The following is a 24,642-nucleotide window of genomic DNA, read 5'->3' on the forward strand; positions in this document are numbered from 1 at the left end:
GCCGGCGCAGCCTCGGCGGAAAGTCTTTCCACCGAAGGCTTTACGGCAGGCTCCTCATGCAACCCTTCACCCAATCCTGGGCTGGGCCCTTGCAGCGCCGCGGGATCCCCCATGGGATCGGCCCCCTCACGTCCCGGCCCTTCCCGTTAAGATCCTGGAAAGGCGCGATTTATCCCAGTCCGCCGAGCCGGATCGGCCCGTAGAGCCAGGTCAGCCAGAAGCCCAGCGCCAGGAAGGGGCCGAAGGGCAGGGCCGACCGGCCGGCCAACTTATCGGATAGTGTACCCTGTATAACTCCGGCGGCAAGCGCTACCACCAGGGCGAGAGGCGCGGCCCAGAGCAGGACGGAGCCGAGGCCCGTCCACGACAGCCAGGCCCCCGCCGCCGCCAGCAGCTTGGCATCCCCCAGCCCCAGCCCCTCGCGCCCGCGCAAGGTCCGGTAGGCCCAGGCCAGCCCGGCAAAGCCGAGGAAGCCGGCGGCCGCGCCCAAAGCATGATGCAGAAGTGCGTGGTGGAGCAGGGGGCTGCCGAGTAATCCATCTCCGAAAATGCCGGGCTCCAGTCCCCAGGCCAGGGCCAGCCCGGCCGGAATCAGTGGCAGGGTCAGCACGTCCGGCAGGATGAAATGGCGGTAATCAATGACGGCCAACGCCAGCAGCACCCAGCCCAGCGCCGCCGTCGGCCAGACCAGGGGCGCGGGCACGGTCAGCACCGCCCAGACCGCGCCCCCCAGCGCCGCCAGTTCGATCAGCGGATAGAACGTGCTGAGCTTCACGCCGCAATGGCGGCAGCGTCCCTTGAGAACCAGCCAGGAGAACACCGGAATCAGATCGCGGACGCCGAGGACATGCCCGCAGGCCTCGCAGCGCGAGCGGTCAAAGACCACCGGCCGCTCCGCCGGCAGCCGCGCGATCAGCGTGCCGAGGAACGAGCCGACGAAGGGCGCGAGGAGGAGGGGGAGAAGGGAGACGACCAAAGCGGAACCCGGGCGCGCGTGCGAGTGAGACGGAAGACCCCGACAGCATTAGGCGCCCCGGCGTCCCGCCGCAAGAACCACGGCGCCGTCTGTTTGCCCGACACCGCCCGCATGGTGAGGAGCATCCGTCGGGATGCGTCTCGAACCATAACCGGCCCGCACCCTTCGAGACGCCGCTGACGCGGCTCCTCAGGGTGAGGACCACACACCGCCCTCATGGTGAGGAGCGCCCGCCAGGACGCGTCTCGAACCATGGCGCCGCTGGGGCCTCAGGGCGCGGGCAGGCGGGCGAGGCGTTCGAGGTCGCGCAGCGCGGCGCGGAGCAGAAGGCTGTGGTAGTCGGCTTCGGCTTCGCGCAGGGTGGTGCAGAAGAAGGCGGGGCGCAGCTTCAGCACGACGCCGCGCAGGCTGAGGGGCCGGGCCCGCGCCAGGGCCCGGGCGCAGGCGTCGTCGCGGGCCAGCAGGGCGCGGTAGCGGCGGATGTATTGCGGGCGCAGGTAGGCGCCGGGCCCCGCGCGCTCCTCGACCGCCAAGACCCAGGCGGCCAGCGCGTCGAGCGCCCCGGTGTAGCGCGCGGCCAGCGCGGCGATGCGGCGCTCGTTGGCGGCAACGGCTGCCGCGCGGGACGCTGCGTCCGGGGGGAGCGTGGCGGGCGCGGCGGCGGCCTCGGAAGCCCGTTCGTGGGAACCCGCGGGCGGGGCACATTCCCCAGCCCTGTCCTCAGCCGGCATGGTGCGGTGCGAAGGCCCTGTGCTAAGGGTATGCTCAGCCATGACCGGACTCCTTACAGTCAGGTTGTGGTCAGGCGCGGGGCGGGTGCGGCCAACACCCCAACGTGTCGCTTGCTTGTCTTTTGGTCGTGCCTGATGGAGCAGGCATCCAGTGCGTGAGCAGGATAATCGCAGAGCGACTCGTTGTCAAACAAATAAGGCATTATGACTAATTTGTCTGTTTCTTCTGAACAATGCGCAGCAGCGAGAGGACTCCTGAACCTCTCACAAGCGGACTTGGCAAAGGCGGCCCACATCACCGAGTCGATGGTCGCCAGGTTCGAACGGGACGGAAAGGTTCCGACCTACAACAATCTTCAGGCTATCTGCAGCGTTCTCGAAGCTTGGGGCATCGTTCTGGTGCCGGCAAATCGCGGCGGAGCCGGCGTGCGCTTCTCCGTGCCACCGGAACGGCAGGGGCCGACCACGGAGCCGTCCGTCTTTCGCTCGCTGTGCCGGGCCGCCCGAAACATTGTCGGTCTGTCTCAGGAAGAGACTGCGGAGGCGGCTGGCCTGGGTCGCTCAACAGTTGCCGACTTCGAACGCGGCGCGCGGGTTCCGAGCCCCGCGAACCTGAAAGCGCTGCGGGAAACGCTGGAAGGAGCCGGCGTCGTTTTCATCGAAGCGGATGGGTCCGCAGGGCCGGGCGTCAGGCTACGGCGTTAAGGTCCAATGCAGGTGGTTCGGTATGAGCACCCCTGCCCAAATGCTTGCCCCGGCCTCCGCGCAGTGTCTGCGCAACAGATCAAGGCAAGGCCGGTCTTCCGCAGCCGCGCGTGAACGTGTCCGGCATAGGTGCGATGCACCTTCGAAAGCGCCCGCCGGATTCCGTCCGCGCCCAGCGGCGTCAAGATCAGATGCACGTGGTTTGGCATGAGCACCCATGCCCAGATGCTGACGCCTGCTTCCGTACAGTGTTTGCGCAACAGATCGAGATAGAGTTGGTAATCGTCGTCGCCGAAAAAGGTTTGCGCCCGACCTTGCCACGCTGTGTGACGTGGTGGGGCAGGCCAGGGATCACCACGCGCGCCAAACGAGCCATACAAGCAAGCTATACCCGAGTTCTGACAACGTCAATTGAGTGCACTGTCACCGTAATTCTGCTTGTTAGTTTATTGGAGCAATATAGTGATCAATCATGTATTTCGATGTAAAGTAGATGCAAGATGAGAACGCAAAAAGTATTATCCAAAATGCAAATCTTCGTGCTAAATTTCTCCCATTTTTTTCATGTATAAATGATGTTATTACTGAAACAGGCACAACTTGGACGAGTATTTTTTTTGGTATAGGCAAGTTTTGTCGTTTGCTTGAGGAAATCAGCCGTCCAGCTAGGTAGATGACCATCAGCACTGACACCATAGCAGATACAAATGATCCGACGAGTGCTAATAAAACAAGGATTTTTACGACAAACACTGAGTATTCATCCTCGTAGATATGGATTCTACATGGTTCATCGCCACATTGAAGAGACTGCTCTTTGCACGGTATCAATCAAATCTCTAGCGGAACCCACGCGTGTTTCTGCGACGCTTGCGCTAATGGTCGCACCAGGTCCAATGCTTATGCCCGTTGTTTCCCAAGCATTAGTATCGTAGTCAAAGCCTGCTGTTATTCCTCCTCCCAGTGCGTGAGCGTCAAGTTCAATTGATCTCCCGCTAAGGTCACGCACTGACGGAACCCCGTGGCCCATAACCATGTCAACACTGAACTTACCAAACCCACGTGCGATATTGCTCCATTTACCAAGTGGGTTCGTCCCTATGCCTGGAATTGAATAGTCTTCGGCTATTCCAAATCCTGAAAACGTAAATCCAAAGTCGAACTCACCAACCCACTCCGGCATCTCAGCATAGCCATTTGGAAACGTGATATGAGGCCAAGAAACCGCGACGCCGACTGCCCCCCCGCCATTCTCAAACTCACCTTCGGAGATTACATTTGCTCCATGTGCGAAGAGCCCGTTGACCACGTAAACCACTTTCAACTCTAGTGTTTCAGCAACTTGGGCGGAGTATTCTCCAAGTCCAGCTACTTGATTGCTACCTTGTATTTCTATTGTGTTGTTGCCGATATATCTTCCTCCAGTCAAGTGTCCGCCAACTTTCATCACGGTGGACCAAGAAACTGCAGTGCCCCGTCTGTTTAAATCTCGATGCCAATCTCGCAAGCCTGGGTCAACTCCAAGAAGGCCTGACAAAAAATCATCAATGTCGGCGAGCGCACCCAGAATCCCAGTTTGCGGTCGTGTGAACGGGCGAGAGGGTATTGCCGTTTCCTTTTGACCTTCAGAGCTTCTGTTAGACCTGCCAGTTCCGTTGCCGGTCGGGAAATCCTTGATCCCGTTGCCGGTCGGGAAATCCTTGACGACGCCGTCCCGGATGTCCTTGTAGCTGAATCCGCTCGGGTCGGTGTAGCTGAGGGGGTTGTTGCTCACATAAGCGTAGCGGTTGAAGCCCTGCGTGGTCTCGGGCGCCTGCACGAAGGGGTCCGCTGACAGGAACCGCCCGAGGGTCGGGTCGTAAACCCTTCCGTTCATATGGATGAGGCCGACGGCGTCGAGGTGTTCGTGGCCGGTGAAGCCCCGGGGGGTCTCGGCGGCGGCCACGGGGGTGCCGGCCTGCCAGTCGGTGAGGCGGCGCTTGCCGTGGGGGTCGTAGGAGAGATACTCCGTGGCCGCGCCGGCCTCGTCGGTGATGGACTCCACCGAGCCCAGGTGATCGCGGTGCAGGTAGCGGGTCTTGGACGAAGTCACCGTGTCGAGGGCGTCGCGGTACTCGGTGTAGATGGCCACCGTGGCGCCGGCGCGGATGTAGTGGACCAGCTCGTCGTCCTCACCGACGCGGGTCTTTTTCTCGAAGTGGCTGCCGACGTAGATCACGTTGGTGATGAGGCCGCCCTTCTTGATGTTCTGCTTGAAACGCGCGCGGGACGGCCCGTAGACGAAGAAGGTCTCGTCATTGGGCGAGGCGACGATGAGCTTCGGCTTGTTGAAGGGCGTCCAGGTGGTGGTCTTGCCGGCGCCCGTCTCCATGGAGCCGTTGGCGTCGTAGGTGTAGGTGTTGCCGCCTGCGGTGACGACGGCGTGGGGCCCCGGCTGGCCGGGCGCGCCGGTCCCGTAGGTGTAGGCGCCGACATCGGACTTGTTGGTGATGTTGCCCAGCGCGTCGTAGGTATAGGTGACCGGGGTGCCCAGGGTCTGCAGGGTGGCGGTGTCGGTCAGCGTGGTGGACTTCAGGCGGTTGAGGCCGTCGTAGGTGAAGGCCTCGGCGCGGTCCTGGCGCAGGTCGCGGCGCTCGGTGAGGTTGCCCAGGGTGTCGAAGTCGAAGCCCAGGTCCTGGATGGTGACGGCGGCCTTGGTGGTGAGGATGGAATCGATGCGGCTGGTGGCGGGGTCGTAGACCCGGGTGGTGGTGACGCCGTTGCCCAGGGTCTCGGCGGTGACCTGGCCCTCGGCGTTCACGGTGTCGGCCTGCCAGTAGACGGTGCTGCCCAGATCGTCGGTGACCTGGGAGAGGTGGCCGCGCGGCGTGAAGGAGGAGCGCACGGTAAAGCCCGTCGGGTAGACCAGGGTGTCGGCGCGGCCGGCGGTGTCGTAGAGGGTGGTGGTGTCGTAGGCGGTGCCGTCGATGGTGACGCTGGCGGTGCTGGGCCGGCCCAGGCTGTCGTAGGTCATGGCCTCCGCATAGCTGTCGTGGGGGGCGGAGACGGTATGGATCTTGCCGATGCCCTTCGTGGCCGTGTCGTAGGTCCAGGTGGTGGTGACGGCATCCACGGTGCCGAAGGCGTCGGTGCGCGCGGTCATGCGCCCGAGGACGTCGTAGGCCATGGTGGTGACCTGGCCCTTGGCGTCGGTCTGGCTGACGAGTTCGCCCAGCGCGTTGTAGTCGTAGGACCAGTCGCCCATGTCCGGGTCGTCCATGGTGAGCTTCAGGCCGCGGACGTCATAGGTCATGGTGGTGACCACCCCGGCGGCGTCGGTCTCGGTCAGGTTGCCGAAGGGGTCGTAGGCATAGGTGGTGACGTTGGAGAGGTTGTCGGTCGCCGAGACAAGCGCGCCCAGGGCGTTCTCCACCCTGACCGAGGTCTGGGTGAGGGCGTTGGTGAGCGTGGTGGTGAGGCCGTCGTAGGCGGTGGACTCCACCCCGCCGTCGGGCAGGGTGACGGAGGTGACGCGGCCCAGCACGTCGTAGGCATAGGTGGTCCAGAGGATGTCCTGGGCTGGGGTGCCCTGGAAGTAGGGCTTGGAGACGCGGTGGACCTCGCCGCGGGCGGTGAACTCGGTGTCGACATAGACCGGGGTGCCGTCGAAGCCCTCGGTCTCCGAACGGAAGACGCGGTTCAGCGTGTCGAGGTACTGGATCGCCTTGGCGGAGCTGGCGGTGCCGCCGGAATCGAAGTCCTGGGCCGTCACCCTGTAGACGCCGCCGGCGGGGCACTGCGCCGCGCAGAGCTCGTAGGTCCAGCGCGTCTCGGTGCCGTCGGCGCGGGTCTCCGTGGTCTTGCGCCCGAAGCCGTCGTAGACCCAGGTGGTGGCCAGCAGGTTGGGGCCGGTGAGGCTGGTGACGGTGCCGAAGCGCGCGTCGGTGGCGTGGGTCTCGGAGTGTGTCAGGGCGTTGGTGGCGGTCTCCAGGAAGCGCCCGTCGGGGGTGTAGGTGGCGGAGGTGGCGCGGCTCACGATGTCGGGGCCGGAGACGGTGGCCGAGAGCTGGTTGCCGAAGCCGTCGTAGGTGTAGTCGGTGGTGAGCGCGATGGCGGCGTTGTCCGGCTCGTTGACCTGCTGGGTGAGCAGGGCGGTTGTGGGGTGGTAGCTGAACGCCTGCACCCGGGTTTCGCTGGCCTGGGCCCAGGCCGCCTGCGGCGCCAGCCCGGCCGCCAGCAGCAGCCCCGCCGCCAGGGCGAGCGGCGTTGTCTTTGCGCCAAGGCGCAAGCCCTCGTTGCGCGCGTGCTGCAGTGCGGTGGCGGCGGGGACGGCACAGGTCATGACGGGATCTCCCGGATGGGTGCTGGCGGAGAGAACAGAGTGTGAAGAGGCAGGCGCGGCTGCGGCCTTGAGGCGGCGTCTGGTCATGGCGTTGCTCCCCTGCTGCGGGTGACCTCGGAGCGGGTGAGCAGGCCGAGGAACCAGTTGGCGGTGTCGTTTGTGTAGGTGTTGGCGACGGTTTCGGTGAAGGTCTCGCCGCCGCCTGATGTGGTGGTGGTCAGCGACGTCGGGTTGCCGTAGATGTCGAAGACCGCGCTGGCGCTGCGGCTGACGACGGGCAGGTTGCCGAGGCCGTCGTTGATCTCGTAGTCCTCCGACACCGAGGTGGCGACAAAGGGATAGACCGTGGCGCCGGCGTTCAGGGAGAGCTGGTCCCAGGTGTTGTCGACGGTCTTGACGGTGGTGCCGTCGGCCAGGGTCTTGACGGAGCTCTTGACCTGGGCGGTGTAAGGGAAGACCTGCTCGTAGGTCGTGGCGGTGACGATGCCGGTCTGCTGGTCGGTGGCGGTCATCTGGCGGAAGCCGCGGAAGCCGCGGCCCTGAACGTGGACCTTGGCCCCGGCGTAGTCGTAGGACGTGACCTTCTGACCGCCCAGGCCGTCGTCGGAGGAGACAGACTTCACGACATAGAGCGGCGCCTGGATGTCCACCACCGGGAAGACCGCATCGCTGTCCTTTGTATAGACCGTATCGTCCGTCAGCGGCGCGTAGGTGAGGGTGGAGACACGGCCGAGAGAGTCGGTGATCGAGGTCAGGAGATCGGGCGCGGGCCCCTGGTTCAGGTCGACGATCTTATTGAGACTTCCGCCGGACGACCAGTTGTAGGCTTTGACCCAATCCAGGGCACCGTCGCCGTTGATGTCAATCAGATCGCCAAGCTTGACGTTGATATGGCCGTCATAGAAGACGCCTGGCGGGGTGTAGGCCGCGTCATAGAGCCACCCCGAACCGGTGTTCAGGTAGGTCTGTAGGATATAGTTTCCGTTACTCTTCTTGCGATAGGACCGCACCCAGTCCGGCAGGCCGTCGCCATTCACGTCGGCCAGCTCCCCCCGCTTGCCGCCGGGCACGTCAATCGGATCGTAGATGATGTCCGGCAGTGTGTAAGGCACATCCAACTGCCACCCGGCGCCAGTGTTGATAAACGTTTGCTTTATGACGTTGCCATTGACGACCTTACGATAGGCACGCACCCAGTCGACCAAACCATCGCCGTTCAGATCGACCAGCTCGCCACGCTTTCCGTTCGGTACGTTGCTGTAGTCGAACAACACATCCGGTGGTTCAAAGGCTGGGCTATAAAGCCAACCGCTGCCGGTGTTGAGGTAGGTTTGCTTAATGAAGCTGCCGTCGCTGATCTTGCGGTAGGCGCGCACCCAATCGGGCAGCCCGTCACCATTCACGTCAGCGAATTCCCCGCGCTTTCCGCCAGAGGTGTTCAAGGGGTCGTAGATGACGTCCGGCAGTGTGTAAGGCACATCCAACTGCCACCCGGCGCCAGTGTTGATGAACGTTTGCTTTACGACGTTGCCGTTGACGACCTTACGATAGGCACGCACCCAGTCGACCAAACCATCGCCGTTCAGATCGACCAGCTCGCCACGCTTTCCGTTCGGGACATTCTGGTTGTCGTAGAGCACGTCCGGCGGAGCGTAGCCGGCATCAGCCTGCCAGCCGGAGCCTGTGTTCAGGTGGGTCTCCATGATGAAACTGCCGTTGCTGGCTTTGCGATAGGCACGCACCCAGTCGGGCAGATTGTCACCGTTGACGTCGACGAATTCACCTCGTGTACCGCCAGGCGTATCAATGTAGTCGTAGATTACATCCGGTGGAGCGTACCCTGCATCGAGTTGCCAACCGGATCCGGTGTTGAGCCAAGTCTGCATAACAAAAGTGCTGGCAGAACTTCGGTAAGCGCGTACCCAATCCAGAAGCCCGTCGCCGTTGACGTCGATGACCTCGCCCCGGCTGTTGTCGAAGGAATTGTGATAAAGATAATCCGGTGGTGCATACGCGGGATCGGTCTGCCAGCCGGCCGTTCCCGTCTGCCACCCCATTGCGACCGGCTCCAGACAGTTGTTCCCCGCATCGCATTCGGTAATGGCGGTGATGCGGGATCGGCTGGTGGCGGGGCTCTGCTCGTAGGTGAGGCGGTAGTCCTTCACCAGGGCGGGGCCGGTGCCTGTGTCGGTCCAGGTCTCGATCTTGGCGAGGCGTCGGGTCATGGCCAGCGCGGCGCCGCCCAGATAGCTGGTTCTGATGTCGGGCCGGGCCTCGTAGAGGAAGCGCACCTCGCTCTTGGCCGTGGTGACCGCGGCATCGTAGGCGTAGGCGATCCTGTCGAGGCGGTAGCTCTTGTCCGCCAGATCCTCGATGTAATGGTAGGTCATGGCATTGCCGGAGCTGTCGGTGACCCGGTTCAGGGACCACAGGCGGATCTCGCTTTGGCCCGGCACGCCCAGGCGGGAGTCCGTGGTGTTGCCGTAGTCCAGGGTCTGGCCCGACTTGCTCTCCACGGTGAAGGAGAGCGGCCCCGTGCCTGCACTGCCGTGGGAGGTGATGCGCGCGAAGCCGTCGATCTCGGTCCTGTACTCGGTGCCGTCGGCCCCATAGACACCATTGATCGCCACCAGGCGCTGGCCGTCGAGGCAGAAGCGGTCGTCGGCGGAGAAGTCGACGCCGTGGATGGCGCCATCCTGGGCCAGGGTCTGGCTGCAGCGGTGGATGGAGGAAGACGCGCTGAGAGACCAGCCGACGCCCAGGCTGCCGTTGCCGCCGTGGCTCTTGTAGACCAGGGCGATCGAGGGCTGCAGGCCGGCGATGCCCGGCGGCACGGTAACTGGGGTGGTGTAGCCGGCCGAGCCGGTCTCATCCACCGACAGCGCCCCCGCCGTCACCCCCGCCACCGTCGTCTGGGCCATGACTTGTGCCGCAGCTGCTAGTAGCAGGCCCGCCGCCAGGGCGGGAAGGATTGCCGCGTACGGCGTTTCGAAGCGCTGTTGCCTCATGGCGTCGCTCCCCTGCTGCGGGTGACCTCGGAGCGGGTGAGGAGGCCGAGGAACCAGTTGGTGGTGTCATTTGTGTAGGTGTTGGCGACGGTCTCGGTGAAGGTCTGGCCGCCGCCTGATGTGGTGGTGGTGAGCGAGGTCGGGTTGCCGTAGATGTCGAAGACGGCCGTGGCACTGCGGCTGACGACGGGCAGGTTGCCGATGCCGTCGTTGATCTCGTAGTCCTCGGAGACCGAGGTTGCGACATAGGGGTAGACCGTGGCACCGGCGTTCAGGGAGAGCTGATCCCAGGTGTTGGCGATGGTCTTGACGGTGGTGCCGTCGGCGAGGGTCTTGACGGAGCTCTTGACCTGGGCGGTGTAGGGGAAGGTCTGCTCGTAGGTCGTCGCGGTGACGATGCCGGTCTGCTGGTCGGTGGCGGTCATCTGGCGGAAGCCGCGAAAGCCGCGTCCCTGGACATGGACCTTGGCCCCGGCGTAGTCGTAGGCCGTCACCTTCTGGCCGCCCAGGCCGTCGTCGGAGGAGACGGACTTCACCACGTACAAGGGCGCCTGGATGTCGACCACCGGGAAGACCGCGTCACTGTCTTTGCTGTAGACCGTCCCGTCCGTCAGCGGCGCATAGGTGAGCGTGGAGACCCGGCCAAGGGAATCAGTGATCGAGGTCAGGAGATCGGAGGCGGGGCCGTCGTGGGTGAGGATTCGTGATCCTTCTGTGTCGGCAGTACCCTGCATCAAAAGGTCGGCGAGGCCATCGCCGTTGCGATCAAGGACAAAGAGGTTGCGCTGGTTTGCAGCCCAATGGTCCAGACTCATGCCCCAGGCAGTGTTGATGTTCTCAACGGTGTTGAAACCGCCGCCATTTGAGGTCAGCAGGCGAGATGCATTCGTATCGGACTTTCCCTGAAGCAGAATGTCACTGAGGCCATCGCCATTGTGGTCTAGAATGTGAATTCTCTTTCGACTACCAGACCATTCTGCGATGGTCATACCCCAAGCCGTGTTGATGTTCTCAACGGTGTTGAAACCGCTGCCATTTGAGGTCAGCAGGCGAGATGCATTCGTATCGGACTTTCCCTGAAGTAGAATGTCACTGAGGCCATCGCCATTGTAGTCGAGGATGAACGCGTTCTTTCGGCTGCCAGACCATTCGGCAATGGTCATGCCCCAAGTGTTCGTGACATTCTCGACGGTTTGAAATCCACTGCCGTTCGAAGTTAGCAGGTATGACCCCTGGGTATCGGATGAACCTTGAAAGAGGATGTCGCTGAGGCCATCGCCATTGTAGTCGACGACAAACAGATTTCGTTGATCATCCGCCCAATGGTTTGGGTTCGTACCCCACAAGTTGCTGACATTTGCGACTGTATCGAACCCACTGCCATTGGATGTGAGAAGGTAAGACCCCTCATTGCTGGCTTTGCCATGAAGAAGGACGTCGCTGAGGCCATCGCCGTTGTAATCGAGGACAAGGAGACTGCGTTGGTCACCGGCCCAATGATTAGCGCTCATTCCCCATGTATTCGTGACATTTACGACCGCGTCGAACCCGCTGCCATTGGAGGTCAGAAGGTAGGAACCCTCGTTGCTGGCTTTGCCTTGGAGAAGGATGTCGCTAAGGCCGTCGCCATTGTGATCAAGCACAAAGAGACTGCGCTGGTTTGCGGCCCAATGGTTGAGGTTCATCCCCCAAGAATTGGTGACGACAGAATAGTCAAATCCTGTACCATTTGCAGTGAGCAGAACTGAGTTGTTCCCGTTAGTCTTACCTTGGAGAAGGATGTCGCTAAGGCCGTCGCCGTTGTAGTCGAGAACGAACGCGTTCTTCCGACTGCCTGACCACTCGGCAATCGTCATACCCCAAGATGTCGTCACATTGTCATTTGAGTATCCCGGCGTCTGCCCCTGCCATCCCAATCCCACCGGCTGGAGGCAGTTGTTGCTTGCATCGCATTCTGTGATGGCGGTGATGCGGGATCGGTCGGTGGCAGGGCTGAGCTCGTAGGTGAGGCGGTAGTCCTTGACCAGGGCGAGACCAGTGCCTGTGTCTGTCCAGGTCTCGACCTTGGCGAGGCGCCGGGTCAGGGCCAGCGCGGCGCCGGCCAGATAGCTGGTTCTGATGTCGGGCCGGGCCTCGTAGAGGAAGCGCACTTCGCTCTTGGCGGTGGTGACCGCGGCATCGTAGGCGTAGGCGATCCTGTCGAGACGGTAGCTCTTGTCCGCAAGATCCTCGATGTAGTGGTAAGTCATGGCGTTGCCGGAGGGATCGGTGACCCGGTTCAGCGACCACAGGCGGATCTCGCTGGCGCCCGGCACGTCGAGGCGCGCATCGGCTGTATTGCCATAGTCCAGGGTCTGGCCCGACTTGCTTTCCACCGTGAAGGAGAGCGGCCCCGTGCCCGCCGTGCCGTGGGAGGTGATGCGCGCGAAGCCGTCGATCTCGGTCCTGTACTCGGTGCCGTCGGCCCCATAGACACCATTGATCGCCACCAGGCGCTGGCCGTCGAGGCAGAAGCGGTCTTGCGCCGAGAAGTCGACGCCGTGGATGGCGCCATCCTGGGCCAGGGTCTGGCTGCAGCGGTGGATGGAGGAGGCGGCGCTCAAGGACCAGCCGACGCCCAGGCTGCCGTTGCCGCCGTGGCTCTTGTAAACGAGGGCGACGGAGGGCTGCAGGCCGGCGATGCCCGGGGGCACGGCGATGGGGACGGTGTAGCCGGCCGAGCCGGTCTCATCCACCGACAGCGCCCCCGCCGTCACCCCCGCAACCGTCGTCTGGGCTAGGGCGCCAGGAGATGCGGTGAGCAGCAGGCCGAGGGCCAGGGCGGTAAGGATCGCCGCGCACGGCGTTTCGAAGCGCTGTTGCCTCATGGCGTCGCTCCCCTGCTGCGGGTGACCTCGGAGCGGGTGAGGAGGCCGAGGAACCAGTTGGGGATGTCGTTTGTGTAGGTGTTGGCGACGGTCTCGGTGAAGGTCTCGCCGCCGCCTGATGTGGTGGTGGTGAGCGAGGTCGGGTTGCCGTAGATGTCGAAGACGGCCGTGGCACTGCGGCTGACGACGGGCAGGTTGCCGATGCCGTCGTTGATCTCGTAGTCCTCGGAGACCGAGGTTGCGACATAGGGGTAGACCGTGGCGCCGGCGTTCAGGGAGAGCTGGTCCCAGGTGTTGGCGATGGTCTTGACGGTGGTGCCGTCGGCCAGGGTCTTGACGGAGCTCTTGACCTGGGCGGTGTAGGGGAAGACCTGCTCGTAGGTCGTCGAAGTGACGATGCCGGTCTGCTGGTCGGTGGCGGTCATCTGGCGGAAGCCGCGGAAGCCGCGGCCCTGAACGTGGACCTTGGCCCCGGCGTAGTCGTAGGACGTGACCTTCTGACCGCCCAGGCCGTCGTCGGAGGAGACAGACTTCACGACATAGAGCGGCGCCTGGATGTCCACCACCGGGAAGACCGCATCGCTGTCCTTTGTATAGACCGTATCGTCCGTCAGCGGCGCGTAGGTGAGGGTGGAGACACGGCCGAGAGAGTCGGTGATCGAGGTCAGGAGATCGGGCGCGGGGCCTGTGTTGGTGAGGAGAACTGATGCTTCCGTTCCCGATTGACCTTGCAGCAACAAGTCGTCGAGGCCATCGCCTTGGTATTCGAGGACATGAATCTGGCGTCTGTCCGCAGCCCAATGGCCATCGGTCATGCCCCAGGAGTTCCTCACATCGGAGTAATCGAAGCCGGCGCCGGTGTTCGTGAGGAGGATCGTGCCGTGGGTCTGGATCTGACCTTGCAAAAGGAGATCGCTGAGGTCGTCGCCGTTGACGTCAACCACATGCAATTGACGCAGATCGGCCGCCCAATGGCCGTTCGTCATACCCCAGGAGTTCGACACATCGGAGTAGTCAAAGCCGGCCCCGTTGTTGGTGAGCAGGATCGTGCCGTGGGTCTGGATCTGACCTTGCAAAAGGAGGTCGCTGAGGCCGTCGCCATTGGCATCGAGAATGTGCAGCTCTCGTCGGTCAGCGGCCCAATGGACGTCCGTCATGCTCCAGGAATAGGAGACATCAGAATAGTCGAAGCCGGCACCGTTATTGGTGAGCAATAGGGTGCCCTGATTTAAGGTCTGCCCCTGCAGGAGGAGATCGCTGAGGCCGTCGCCATTGGCATCGAGAATGTGCAGCTCTCGTCGGTCAGCGGCCCAATGGACGTCCGTCATGCTCCAGGAATAGGAGACATCAGAATAGTCGAAGCCGGCACCGTTATTGGTGAGCAATAGGGTGCCCTGATTTAAGGTCTGCCCCTGCAGGAGGAGATCGCTGAGGCCGTCGCCATTGGCATCGAGAATGTGCAGCTCTCGTCGGTCAGCGGCCCAATGGACGTCCGTCATGCTCCAGGAATAGGAGACATCAGAATAGTCGAAGCCGGCACCGTTATTGGTGAGCAATAGGGTGCCCTGATTTAAGGTCTGCCCCTGCAGGAGGAGATCGCTGAGGCCGTCGCCGTTGGCATCGACAACGTGTAGCTCTCGTCGGTCGGCGGCCCAGTGGGCGTCCGTCATCCCCCATGAGTTCCTCACATCAGAGTAGTCGAAGCCAGCGCTGTTGTTGGTTAGGAGAATCGAGCCATGGGTCTGGATCTGCCCTTGCAGGAGGATGTCGCTCAGACCGTCTCCGTTGTAATCAACGATATGGATCTTCCGCTTGGTCGCGTCCCAATGGGCATCGCTCATGCCCCAGGTGTCTCGAACGAGGTTGTAGCTGTATCCCGGCATCTGCCCCTGCCACCCCAATCCCACCGGCTGGAGGCAGTTGTTGCTTGCATCGCATTCTGTGATGGCGGTGATGCGGGATCGGTCGGTGGCAGGGCTGAGCTCGTAGGTGAGGCGGTAGTCCTTGACCAGGGCGAGACCAGTGCCTGTGTCTGTCCAGGTCTCGACCTTGGCGAGGCGCCGGGTCAGGGCCAGCGCGGCGCCGGCCAGATAGCTGGTTCTGATGTCGGGCCGGGCCTCGTAGAGGAAGCGCACTTCGCTCTTGGCGGTGGTGACCGCGGCATCGTAGGCGTAGGCGATCCTGTCGAGACGGTAGCTCTTGTCCGCAAGATCCTCGATGTAGTGGTAAGTCATGGCGTTGCCGGAGGGATCGGTGACCCGGTTCAGCGACCACAGGCGGATCTCGCTGGCGCCCGGCACGCCGAGGCGCGCATCGGCGGCATTGCCATAATCCAGGGTCTGGCCCGATTTGCTTTCCACGGTGAAGGAGAGCGGCCCCGTGCCCGCCGTGCCGTGGGAGGTGATGCGCGCGAAGCCGTCGATCTCGGTCCTGTACTCGGTGCCGTCGGCCCCATAGACACCATTGATCGCCACCAGGCGCTGGCCGTCGAGGCAGAAGCGGTCTTGCGCCGAGAAGTCGACGCCGTGGATGGCGCCATCCTGGGCCAGGGTCTGGCTGCAGCGGTGGATGGAGGAGGCGGCGCTCAAGGACCAGCCGACGCCCAGGCTGCCGTTGCCGCCGTGGCTCTTGTAAACGAGGGCGACGGAGGGCTGCAGGCCGGCGATGCCCGGGGGCACGGCGATGGGGACGGTGTAGCCGGCCGAGCCGGTCTCATCCACCGACAGCGCCCCCGCCGTTACCCCCGCAACCGTCGTCTGCGCCAGTGTTGTCTGCGGCGGCACCGCAATGAAGAGCGCCAGGGCGATCCCAAGGCCCAGTCCCCACGGCCTGGACCTCTGAGCTGGAGAAGCGGTGACAGGCGGGCAGGTAAGGGTGCGCGTCATGGCAGAACCTTTTGGTTCAGACAGAAAGAAGGAAGGGCAGTGCAATCGCAAAGGCCGTCCCGAAGGGAACGGCCATCAAGAAGAGAAGAAGGGAGGAAGGCAGGTTGCGGGGAGGGAGTGCCGCCCCGCAACGGGGCTGGGACAGCAGCCGTTTCAGTGACGCCGCCCCTGATACGCCGGTGTACCGCCCGGAGGGGCATCCTCGGCATCAGGACGCACTTCCCTGTTCTCGAAAGCCACGTCATGCGGTCTCTCCAGTCAGGCCAACCTCCAGCGTTCCCGCCAACGGCAGGCCAAGTCAGTTCGAAAAACGGTCAGGTATCCTTTGTGCGCCCGCAAACCCGGTCCGGCACCAAGCCCCTTATGCAACCGGAGCGGTCAAACGCCAAGCGCGAGTCCATGCTGCAACGGAGCGCGCGAAGGTTTCAAGGCCTCAAGCGAATTTTCCTGTGGATTACTCGGAAAAGATGTTCGAGCCGAATCCTATCTACCGATCCATCGTCTGGGCATGCTCTCTTTTCGACTAGCGGATTATGTGCAACAATGCCAGATCATCCTCTGGTTTGCAGGAGGCTGCAATGTCCATTCGTAAGCGGACGTGGTCGGCGGGCGGAGAAAGAAAGACCGCTTGGGTCGTTGACTACAAGGACCAGCACGGCAAGCGTCGGTTGAAGACCTTTCGGCGCAAAAGAGACGCAGATGCCTGGTGGTGCGGGCAGGCAGGGTATGAGATCGCACAAGGAGTCCACACGGCCGCGAGCACCAGCATCACCGTCCAGGAGGCAGGCAAGTGCTGGGTTGACTCAGCAGAAAGAGACGGTTTGGAGATGTCTACTGTGCGCCAGTACCAGCAGCACTTGGATTTGCACATCATCCCAAGGCTCGGAAGTGTAAAACTCTCGGACTTGTCTGCGCCGATGGTAAAGGACTTCGAGAATTGGCTTCGGGACAATGGGCGCTCGCCGGCCATGGTGCGCAAGGTCGTCTCCAGCCTCGGATCGCTACTTGCTGATGCTCAGGAAATGGGAAGGGTGGTGCGCAACGTCGTGCGGGAGCGGCCTAGAAAGCGTCGCCACGATGGTCAGGCAAAGCGACAGCAGACGCGCCTCGAGGTTGGTCAGGACATTCCAACTGCTGTGGAGATCAATGATGCCTTGGCGAGGTTGGAGGGTTACCAGCGGGCGGCTTTCCTTACCGCTGCCAGAACCGGCCTTAGGGCTTCGGAACTGCGCGGGCTCCGTTGGACCGACATCGACTTCGACAAGAAGCAGCTACACGTCCGCCAGCGCGCCGACCGCTGGAACCAGATCGGCGCGCTGAAGTCCGAGGCTGGGCGGCGATCCATTCCCATGACAGCAATGCTGCTGAACACTTTGAAGGAATGGGACCTCGCCTGCCCGAAAGGCAAGCTCGATCTCGTCTTTCCAAATGGAGCCGGCAACGTGGAGAACCATGGCAACCTCTACGCACGAGTCTTTGGTCCCGCTTGGGTCGCTGGAGGTGCTACGATCGACACTGGCAAGAAGGACAAGGACGGCGGACCTGTCCTCAAGCCGAAGTACGGCATTCACGCCTTGCGCCACTTCTTTGCTTCTTGGTTGATAAACGAAAAGGCGAGGGGAGGCCTCGGAGTTTCCTTGAAGCGAGCACAGGTGCTGCTTGGTCACAGCTCTCTGCAGATGACGGCTGACACCTATGGTCACCTGTTGCCAGCGAAAGTCGACGAAGCCGAAGAGTTCAGCCGTGGCGAAGAGGCACTCATGGGTTGAGAAGCTGACCCGAGGTTTCAGTGGCTTATGCACTAAGGCTCGAACACAAGGGTTTTGTGCGACATAAGTGCGACAAGTAAAACATAAGCTATTGATTCTAATAGCTTGAGGCGCTTCATCATAATCCGCGTGTCGGGGGTTCAAGTCCCTCCCCCGCTACCAATTCAAAGCATCGTGAAAACAAGGTCTTGGCGCTGGCGCGCCGGGCCTTGTTTTGCATCAGGCGGTCCGGAACGCCCGCTGTCCTCCGCCTGCCTTCGGTCCGGACCCTCTCCTTTCGCGTCATTGCCCGGGCTGTTGATCGGTTCTACGCTGATCCCTCGCCTGAAGCGCGGGACTGGGGAGAGAGCGCTATGCCAGGCTGGTCGCCGGGGCCGGATCCCTTTCCGGGCGGCGCGGTACGCCGCATCACACACTTCAGCTATCGCGACGAACTGAAGCTTGTCCGCCACGCCAAGGTGCACGTCCGGCGCCCGCCGGAATCGCTCTGGCAGCTTGCCGCCGACTTCCGCGCCGACATGACGGTGCACAGGAAGGACGGCGGCTCCTATCGGCTGAGGCTGAAGGCGCCGCGCGGCCTGATGACCGACCTCGCTTCGGTGCCCAAGGTGCTGTGGTCGCTGGTCGGGCCGATCGGCCCGCATCTGGAGGCCAGCATCCTCCACGACTACCTCTACATGGCCTGGACCGACTACCGCTCTCAGGCGTCGCGCAGCGACTGGGACTTCGCCGACCGCATGTTTCTCGAAGGCATGCGCACCTCCCATGTGTCGAGGCGGCGGATGATCTACGGCGTCGTGCATTCGGACATCGGCTGGGACGTCTTCCGCCGCAAATCCTACACCTTGAAGGATCGCATGGACGACTGGCTGCCGCTGCTGGCCAGCGGACACCGGCGTGACGATTGAGTCTGGCGTGACGATTGAGTCTGGCGTGAAGAGTGAGTCTGGCGCGACGACTGAGGCCGGGGGCGGCGAAGCGCGGGCAGGCCGGCGGAAGGAATAAGGGGGAGGGGCGGTCGTGTTCGTCATCGTGATCCTGGTTATGGTTGCGATCTTTGTGGTCCCCGCCTTCTGGGCGCAGACCGCGCTTGGCGAGAGCATCGTCTGGTCGGTGCTGGCGCTGCTGTTTCCTCTTTCTCTGGTCTCCCTTGTGGTCATGAACCTGCAGGGCACGCTGGCGACGCGCCTCAGTGACGTCAAAAGGCAGATCGGCAAGTTCAAGGCCTCGCTGAACGCCAAGCTCGCCAAGCAGGAAGAGAAAGGCGCAGCGCTGCGCGACGGGGAACACGTCGCCATCTGGCGGGCCAACCTGAAAAACCTGGAAGAGCAGGAGGGCGAACTCGAGCGGACCTATCAGCTGGAGCGTTTTCGCGGGAGCTTCGCGTTTCTGGCTGCCGTTTACGCCTTCGGCTTCTTCCTGGCCTTCAACAACGTCAAGCCGGTGACGGATCTGGGCGGCCTGCAGACAACTCTGGAGCGCATGCCCAATGCCGCCATCGCCGCTCTCTTCGGCGCCTGGGCCTTCGCCCTCTATTCGGTGATCGCGCGCATTTCCACTGCCGATCAGTCACCGCAGTTCCTGCTGCGGCTGAGCTACCAGCCGGTGATCGCAATCGGCGTTGCCACCTTCGCCACCTTCATGTTTGCCGACGAGTTCGTGCTGTTCATCGCCTTTGCTGTCGGTTTCCTGCCCTACTCCGAGATCGTGCGCTGGATCCGCGTGCAGGCGCAGACGCGCATGAACCGCTCGGACCAGACCGAGGCAGTCCAGTTCGGCGTTGCCGAACTCACCGAACTCGACGGCATCGACTTCGACGAGATCGAGCGCCTGCACGAAGAGAACATCAAGAACATCCAGCAGCTTGCCTACGCAAATCCATTGGAGGTCCATTTCTCCACCGCCTACCCTCTGAAGATCGTCATCGACTGGACCGACCAGGCCTTGCTGCGCCTCTACCTCGGCAAGGACCAGGTCGCCAATCTGAAGCCCCTGGGCATCCGCGGGGCCATCGAGATGGCCCAGGTGCGCCGCCGGGTACGGGAAATGGACGAACGCATCGCCGGGGCGGCCGGAGACCAGGCTGCGGTCGATGAGCTGACAAAGGCCAGGAACGACTTGCTGGCCGCCATTGCCGCGGCGACCGGCACCGACCGCAGCGCGGTGCGCTATCTCGCGTATCAGCTGGGCGAAGATCCCCACGTGCGGTTCATATACTTCCTCTACGACGAACTGGCGGACTCGGCCTGAGCGGAGCGGCCTCGCCTCACTCGGCCGCGGCCCCTGCCGTGTTCGTGGGGTGCGTCGCGCGGGGCCCGCCCTCCGTGTCGGCGGTGCGCTGCGGCGGCAGGCGCAGGGTGACGACGGTGCCCTCGCCGAGCGCGCTTTCCATCGTCAGCGAGCCGCCGTGCAGCTCGATGAGGGCCTTGGTCAGGGGCAGGCCGAGACCGGTGCCCTCGTAGCGGCGATTGAGGTCGCTGTCGATCTGGCCGAACTGCCGGAGCGCCTTCGGGATGTCGCCCGCCGCCATGCCGATGCCGGTATCGGCGACCTGAAAGACGTACCCGGTTTTCGCCTCGCAGCGGATCTTGAGCACGACCTTGCCGCGCGCGGTCGTGAACTTTACCGCATTGCTCAGCAGATTGAGGAGCGCCTGCTTCAGCTTCCGCTCGTCGGCATGGAGTGCCGGCAGCACGCTGTCCGCGTCATAGGTCAGCGAGACTCCGGCTTTCTCGGCGCGCTGACGAACGACCCGCAGGACGGATTGGGCCATGGCCTCCACGTCTATCAGTTCCTCATTCATGTCCTTGACGCCCGCTTCGATCTTGGAGAGATCGAGGATGTCGTTGATGAGGGAGAGCAGGTGCTGGGCGGCCTCGTTGATATCGGTCAGGTACTCGCGCGGCCGGCTGTGATGGATATCCTCCGGCGTTGTCGCCAGCATCAGTTCGGAAAAGCCGATGACCGCATTCAGCGGCGTACGCAGCTCGTGGCTCATGTTGGCCAGGAACTCCGACTTGGTGCGGTTGGCCGCCTCCGCCAGTTCCTTGGCGCTCAGGAGTTGCTCTTTCAGTTCCACGTCAGCCGTAATGTCGCGGCCGGTGCCGCGATAGCCGGTGAAACGGCCTGCGGCATCGAAGGCCGGCGTGCCGCTGATCGCCAGCCAGACCACCTGGCCGTCTGCCTTTTCGCGCGGATGCGTGAAGTTGCGAAAAGGCCGGTGCGCCCTGAGGTCCCGCAGGTGCTGCTCCCAGACAGCGGGGTCGACCCCTGGAATGCCGGTTTCCTCGCGGGTCTTGCCGAGCAACTCGCGCTCGTCGACGCCGGTTATCTCGGCGAAGCGATCCGAAAAGAAGGAGAAGCGTAGCTGCCGGTCCATTTCCCAGAACCAGTCCGAACTGGATCTGGCAAAGTCCTCGAAGCGCTGCTCCTGATCGTGAAGATCCCTGCGGCGCAGTTCTGCCAGGCGGTCCAGCAGCGCGTTCAGGGCGTGCACCGTTTCCTCGATCTCGTGCCCGATCCGCAGGTTCAGACGATAACTCTCGGCTCGGCCGGGGTCGGCGTGGGCGGCGGTGAGGTTGCGGTGGATCGCGAGGACCGGGCTCAAGACCTCGCGGCCCAGGATGGCGACGGTGGTGGCCGTCACGACACAGGCAATGATGAGTACCAGGCCGCCTATTCTCAGCGCGAAGGATCGCAGTTCCCGGGTGATCGCAGCGGTGCTCGCTTTGGCGGAGACGGTGAAGGGCAGCCCAGTGGCGGCAGCGGGCCACAGCAGCGAGTAGATGCCGGTGTCGCCGTCGTGGCGGCGATGGATCGTTTCGGCGCCGCTCTCCGGCCCCTCAGCGCCGCGGCCGGGCGAAGCGCCGCTCGCCGGCGTTCCGGCCCGGGTGTCGATGCCGGAAGTTTCAGGGACCAGAAGCACCGGCTCCCCCCGGCTGGCCAGCCGCCTGCCGGCCGCGTCGAAGAGCGCGAGCCCGGTGACGCCGGAGCCTTGCAGGCTGCGCCAGCTCGCGTCCAACAGGCCGTCCGCTTTGCCGATCTCATGGAGCGCCAGGGACAGCTCGACCACCTTCAAGATGTCGTTTTCGAGCGCGCTGAAGAGTTTGGAGCGGAGCCCGAGATAGGACGGCACCACGATCGCGGCTTCCACCGCGAAGATGCTGAACATGACGACCAGAGCGATCCGGCGGCACAGGCGGGATCGCAGTAGTCGAAAGGTTTGCGCCATGACCGGCAAGCGCGGCTGCATTCGAGAGGTGCCCTGAGGTAGAATGCGAAGCCGCTGATTCTAGGGCTCCAGCCTTCACGCTTGGTTAAAGAACCGCAAAGGATCTGACACTTTGTGATTGAAGATCGTTGGATATGCGACCTTCGCGCGCAAAGCGCCGGCCGGCGACGGAAGGACGGTCACTGCAGGCGCAAGCCGCCGAAGCCGAGCTGTCGTGCCGTTGCGAAGTCCTCCAGCGCCAGTTCGCGCTCGCCCATCAGCTCATAGGCGGTGCCGCGGTTGGAGTAGGCGCCGGCAAAGCGCGGGTTCAGAAAGATCGCCACATCGAAGTGAGCGATCGCCGCCTCATAGGCGGCCTGCGCGAGCAGCGCGCGGCCATCCTGGTTGAACTGCCGGGCGAGGTCGTCGCGGCTGAGACTGCCGTCCGCCAGGCCCCGGCGATGCGGGCGCAGGGCAATTTCTATCCGCGCCTCCCGCGCGGCCGCGTCGTCTCCCGGGGCGGCGTCACCGTCGGCGCTGTCGGCATCGCCCGGCGGAGCGGGGCCGGTCGCGCCGGCGGCGGACGCTTCGTCGTCCGGCGACCGTGCTGCGACGACCGGCGGCTCCGCGGGCGGCTGCGCCGGCGGGGTGGCGTCTAGCGGCTTCAGCTTCGGCGGTGCCGGCGGTGGCGGTACGACAACCTTGGCTGTCGCCGTGCCGTCTTCAGCCCGAGGTATGGGGTCAGCCTGCGATGGGTCAGCCTGCGATGGGCCGGTCTGCGATGGGTCGGTGTACGATGGGTCGGCGCCCGGCGGCGGCGAACCCGGTGAGTCGGACCCGGGTGTTGCTTCGGGCTTAGAGGTGTCGGGCGCTGCCGGTTCGGGCGCAACAGCCGCCTGACCGGATGCAGGCGTCTCCTCCCTCCGTTCCGCGGGGGCGTCGTCGTTGCGCAGCGCGGCGAAGGCGGCGGCAACGCCTCTCAGCTCTCCAAGCAGCGCGGGGCTCGGTTCGGGGTCGCCCGGCAGCGAGGCGAAGTCCTGATAGCGGGCGATGGCGGCCAGGGTGCCTTCGTCGACGACTCCGTCCACCGATCCGGGGCCAAATCCGAGGTCCCGCAGCAGGCTTTCCAGCTCCAGCAACTCAGCATCGGACAGGCCTGTCTGGGCCTGCGCCGGTGGAACCAGGCCAACCGTCAGAGGAGCCGCCAGCACAGCCGTGAGGGCGGCCCAGAGCCCGACAGCGCCGAAGCGAAGGGCCAGACCCCCGAATCTGCAGATGAGACGCAGCATGACCGCATTTTAGTTGATTTGCGGGGGGAGACCAGCGCGTGAAGGTGCTGAAAGACCCGCCGCACAAGCGACGATCCGCCGACGATCGGCATGGTCTGCCGGGGGGCGGCGGCTACTCGGGCAGGGTCACCTCGAACTTGATGGCGGCGTACCAGGCCGCCAGATCGGCCATGTCCTCGTCGGTCAGATCCTTGGCGATCACGGTCATGATCTCGTGGGTCCGCTTGCCCGAACGAAAGGCCTTCAATTGGGTGACGAGATAGATCTCGCTTTCCCCGGCGATGTGCGGCGCGATGGGAATTCGGGCGATTCCATCGATGCCGTGGCAGGTCCGGCATTGGCGTGCCTTCTCGCGGCCGGCAGCGGCATCGCCAGCCTGGCTGACAGCGGGCAAGGCGCAAAGCGCAAGGCCCAGCAGGCCGATCAGAGTGAGCTCTCGAGTGGTTGGGGCCATGGCGTCCGGCAATCCCCGCGGTCGATGTCCCGGCTCAGAGGAGAGGGCGGCGGCCAGTGCGAAGGACGCGCCCGGCCGCCGAGGTTTGCAGTTATCCGGTCTAGTTGCCGTAAGAGATCCGATAGAGCGCGCCGGCAAGGTCGTCGGAGACCAGGATCGAACCGTCGCGCAGTTGCGCCACATCAACGGGCCGGCCGAGGTATTCGCCGTTCTGGTCGATCCAGCCTTCCGCGAAGGGGATGGACTCGCCCACCGAGCCGTCTTCGTTGACGCTGGTGAACATGACGCGCGCGCCGACCGGCGTGGTGCGGTTCCAGGACCCGTGCTGGGCCGAGAAGATGCCGCCGCGGTACTTCTGCGGGAACATCCTGCCGGTATAGAAGATCATGCCGAGATCGGCGGCGTGGGCCACCATGTTGACCGCCGGCATCACGTTGTCCATCGGCGGCTCGGATCCGACGTACTCGTTGGTCCGTGTGTCGCCGCCGCCGTACCAGGGAAAGCCGAAGTGCTGGCCGGCCGCGGTCTGGCGGTTCAGCTCGCCGGGCGGGATGTCGTCCCCCATGCCGTCGACCTGATTGTCGGTGAACCACAGCTCGCCGTTGGCCGGGTTGAAATCCATGCCGACCGAGTTGCGGACGCCGTAGGTGTAGACCTCCCGCCCGGTGCCGTCGCGGTTCATGCGGATGATGCCGCCGATACCGGTCTGGTTATAGAGGTCCATCTTCTCCTCGGGGAAGACGTTGAAGGGCTGTCCCAGAGAGATATAGAGCTTGTCGTCCGGGCCGATGCGGCAGACCCGGGCCGTGTGGTTGTAGCTTTCCTCCTCCACCGGGATCAGCTTGCCGCCGGGGACCACGTTGAAGGCCGCGACGTCGGGGCTTTCGTAGAAGAACTCGGCGGCGGGATAAACCAGCACCCGGTTCTGTTCGGCGATGTAGAGGAAGCCGTCCTTGGAGAAGCAGGGCCCGTTGGGAATGGCGAATTCGATCGACGGCGCGAAGCGCTTGACCTCGTCCGCCACCCGGTCCTTGTTGCGGTCGGTGACGGACCAGACATCGGTCTTGCGGGTGCCGACGAAGGTTACGATTCCTTGCGGGCCGACGGCCATGTGACGCGCATCGGGCACGATCGCATAGAGTTCGATCTTGAAGCCCTCGGGAAGCGTGATGCGCTTCAAGGTCTCGCGGATCGCCGCGGCGTTGTCGCCGCCCTGTTCGATGAACTCGAATTCGGTCACACCGGTCTGCTTGAAGCCGCTGAGTTTTTCCAGATTCGTCTGCGCGAGAGCAGGCGTGGCAAGCAGCATCGCAAGTGCGGAAACGGTGAGGGTTTTGACACCTGTGGCAAAGGGCATGTGAGTTCCTCCCGTGAGTTTTTCTTGTTTATGCTCACAGCCTAGCCGGATTGTGCGGTTGCGGGTAGTA

At 63.5% G+C, this 24,642-nt stretch carries 14 protein-coding genes; 4 read left to right on the plus strand and 10 right to left on the minus strand.

The window, feature by feature from the left end:
• Positions 1-169: 169 nt before the first annotated feature.
• Both ACO06P_RS21690 and ACO06P_RS21695 read right to left on the minus strand, forming a co-directional pair.
• Positions 170-976 carry a prepilin peptidase gene (locus ACO06P_RS21690; RefSeq protein ID WP_420347315.1) on the minus strand — a complete coding sequence of 269 codons (807 nt, stop codon included), beginning with the start codon at positions 974-976 and terminating at the stop codon, positions 170-172.
• 269 nt (positions 977-1,245) lie between these two features.
• Positions 1,246-1,749, minus strand: a complete 504-nt coding sequence (locus tag ACO06P_RS21695) for a hypothetical protein (protein ID WP_420347316.1) — start codon at positions 1,747-1,749, stop codon at positions 1,246-1,248.
• 234 nt (positions 1,750-1,983) lie between these two features.
• On the opposite strand from ACO06P_RS21695, the gene ACO06P_RS21700 reads away from it, so the two are divergent.
• Complete coding sequence (locus ACO06P_RS21700) at positions 1,984-2,412, plus strand: helix-turn-helix domain-containing protein (protein WP_421938153.1); 429 nt, start codon at positions 1,984-1,986, stop codon at positions 2,410-2,412.
• Between the two features lie 790 nt (positions 2,413-3,202).
• On the opposite strand, the gene ACO06P_RS21705 is transcribed toward ACO06P_RS21700, so the two are convergent.
• The 4 genes from ACO06P_RS21705 to ACO06P_RS21720 form a co-directional block, all read right to left on the minus strand.
• Positions 3,203-6,733 (minus strand): RHS repeat-associated core domain-containing protein, encoded by a 3,531-nt coding sequence (locus ACO06P_RS21705; protein ID WP_420347318.1) that lies wholly within the window; start codon positions 6,731-6,733, stop codon positions 3,203-3,205.
• Between the two features lie 83 nt (positions 6,734-6,816).
• The gene (locus ACO06P_RS21710) at positions 6,817-9,741 is read right to left on the minus strand and encodes a toxin TcdB middle/N-terminal domain-containing protein (protein WP_420347319.1); all 2,925 of its coding nucleotides are present in this window, start codon (positions 9,739-9,741) and stop codon (positions 6,817-6,819) included.
• A complete protein-coding gene (locus ACO06P_RS21715) occupies positions 9,738-12,608 on the minus strand; it encodes a toxin TcdB middle/N-terminal domain-containing protein (protein ID WP_420347320.1) in 2,871 nt (956 codons plus the stop codon). Before ACO06P_RS21715 ends, ACO06P_RS21710 begins: the two co-directional genes overlap by 4 nt.
• Positions 12,605-15,493 (minus strand): toxin TcdB middle/N-terminal domain-containing protein, encoded by a 2,889-nt coding sequence (locus ACO06P_RS21720; protein ID WP_420347321.1) that lies wholly within the window; start codon positions 15,491-15,493, stop codon positions 12,605-12,607. Before ACO06P_RS21720 ends, ACO06P_RS21715 begins: the two co-directional genes overlap by 4 nt.
• Positions 15,494-16,071: 578 nt before the next feature.
• Between ACO06P_RS21720 and ACO06P_RS21725 the strand changes: the two genes are divergently transcribed.
• The 3 genes from ACO06P_RS21725 to ACO06P_RS21735 all read left to right on the plus strand — a co-directional run bounded on the left by ACO06P_RS21725 (position 16,072) and on the right by ACO06P_RS21735 (position 19,512).
• Positions 16,072-17,262 carry a tyrosine-type recombinase/integrase gene (locus ACO06P_RS21725; protein ID WP_420347322.1) on the plus strand — a complete coding sequence of 397 codons (1,191 nt, stop codon included), beginning with the start codon at positions 16,072-16,074 and terminating at the stop codon, positions 17,260-17,262.
• A 353-nt stretch (positions 17,263-17,615) separates the two neighbouring features.
• Positions 17,616-18,170 (plus strand): DUF1353 domain-containing protein, encoded by a 555-nt coding sequence (locus ACO06P_RS21730; RefSeq protein WP_420347323.1) that lies wholly within the window; start codon positions 17,616-17,618, stop codon positions 18,168-18,170.
• Positions 18,171-18,282: 112 nt separating this feature from the next.
• Positions 18,283-19,512, plus strand: coding sequence for a hypothetical protein (locus ACO06P_RS21735; RefSeq protein WP_420347324.1), 1,230 nt, complete (start codon positions 18,283-18,285; stop codon positions 19,510-19,512).
• Positions 19,513-19,528: 16 nt separating this feature from the next.
• Here the strand turns inward: ACO06P_RS21735 and ACO06P_RS21740 are convergent, their stop codons facing one another.
• From ACO06P_RS21740 to ACO06P_RS21755, 4 genes are all read right to left on the minus strand, one after another.
• Positions 19,529-21,433 (minus strand): PAS domain-containing sensor histidine kinase, encoded by a 1,905-nt coding sequence (locus ACO06P_RS21740; RefSeq protein WP_420347325.1) that lies wholly within the window; start codon positions 21,431-21,433, stop codon positions 19,529-19,531.
• A 239-nt stretch (positions 21,434-21,672) separates the two neighbouring features.
• Positions 21,673-22,761, minus strand: a complete 1,089-nt coding sequence (locus ACO06P_RS21745; protein ID WP_420347326.1) for a peptidoglycan-binding protein — start codon at positions 22,759-22,761, stop codon at positions 21,673-21,675.
• 112 nt (positions 22,762-22,873) lie between these two features.
• A complete protein-coding gene (locus ACO06P_RS21750) occupies positions 22,874-23,215 on the minus strand; it encodes a c-type cytochrome (RefSeq protein WP_420347327.1) in 342 nt (113 codons plus the stop codon).
• Positions 23,216-23,315: 100 nt separating this feature from the next.
• Complete coding sequence (locus ACO06P_RS21755) at positions 23,316-24,572, minus strand: PQQ-dependent sugar dehydrogenase (protein WP_420347328.1); 1,257 nt, start codon at positions 24,570-24,572, stop codon at positions 23,316-23,318.
• Positions 24,573-24,642: the final 70 nt, after the last annotated feature.

It is taken from the genome of Pelagibius sp. (assembly GCF_965227505.1).
Classification (GTDB): domain Bacteria; phylum Pseudomonadota; class Alphaproteobacteria; order Kiloniellales; family Kiloniellaceae; genus Pelagibius.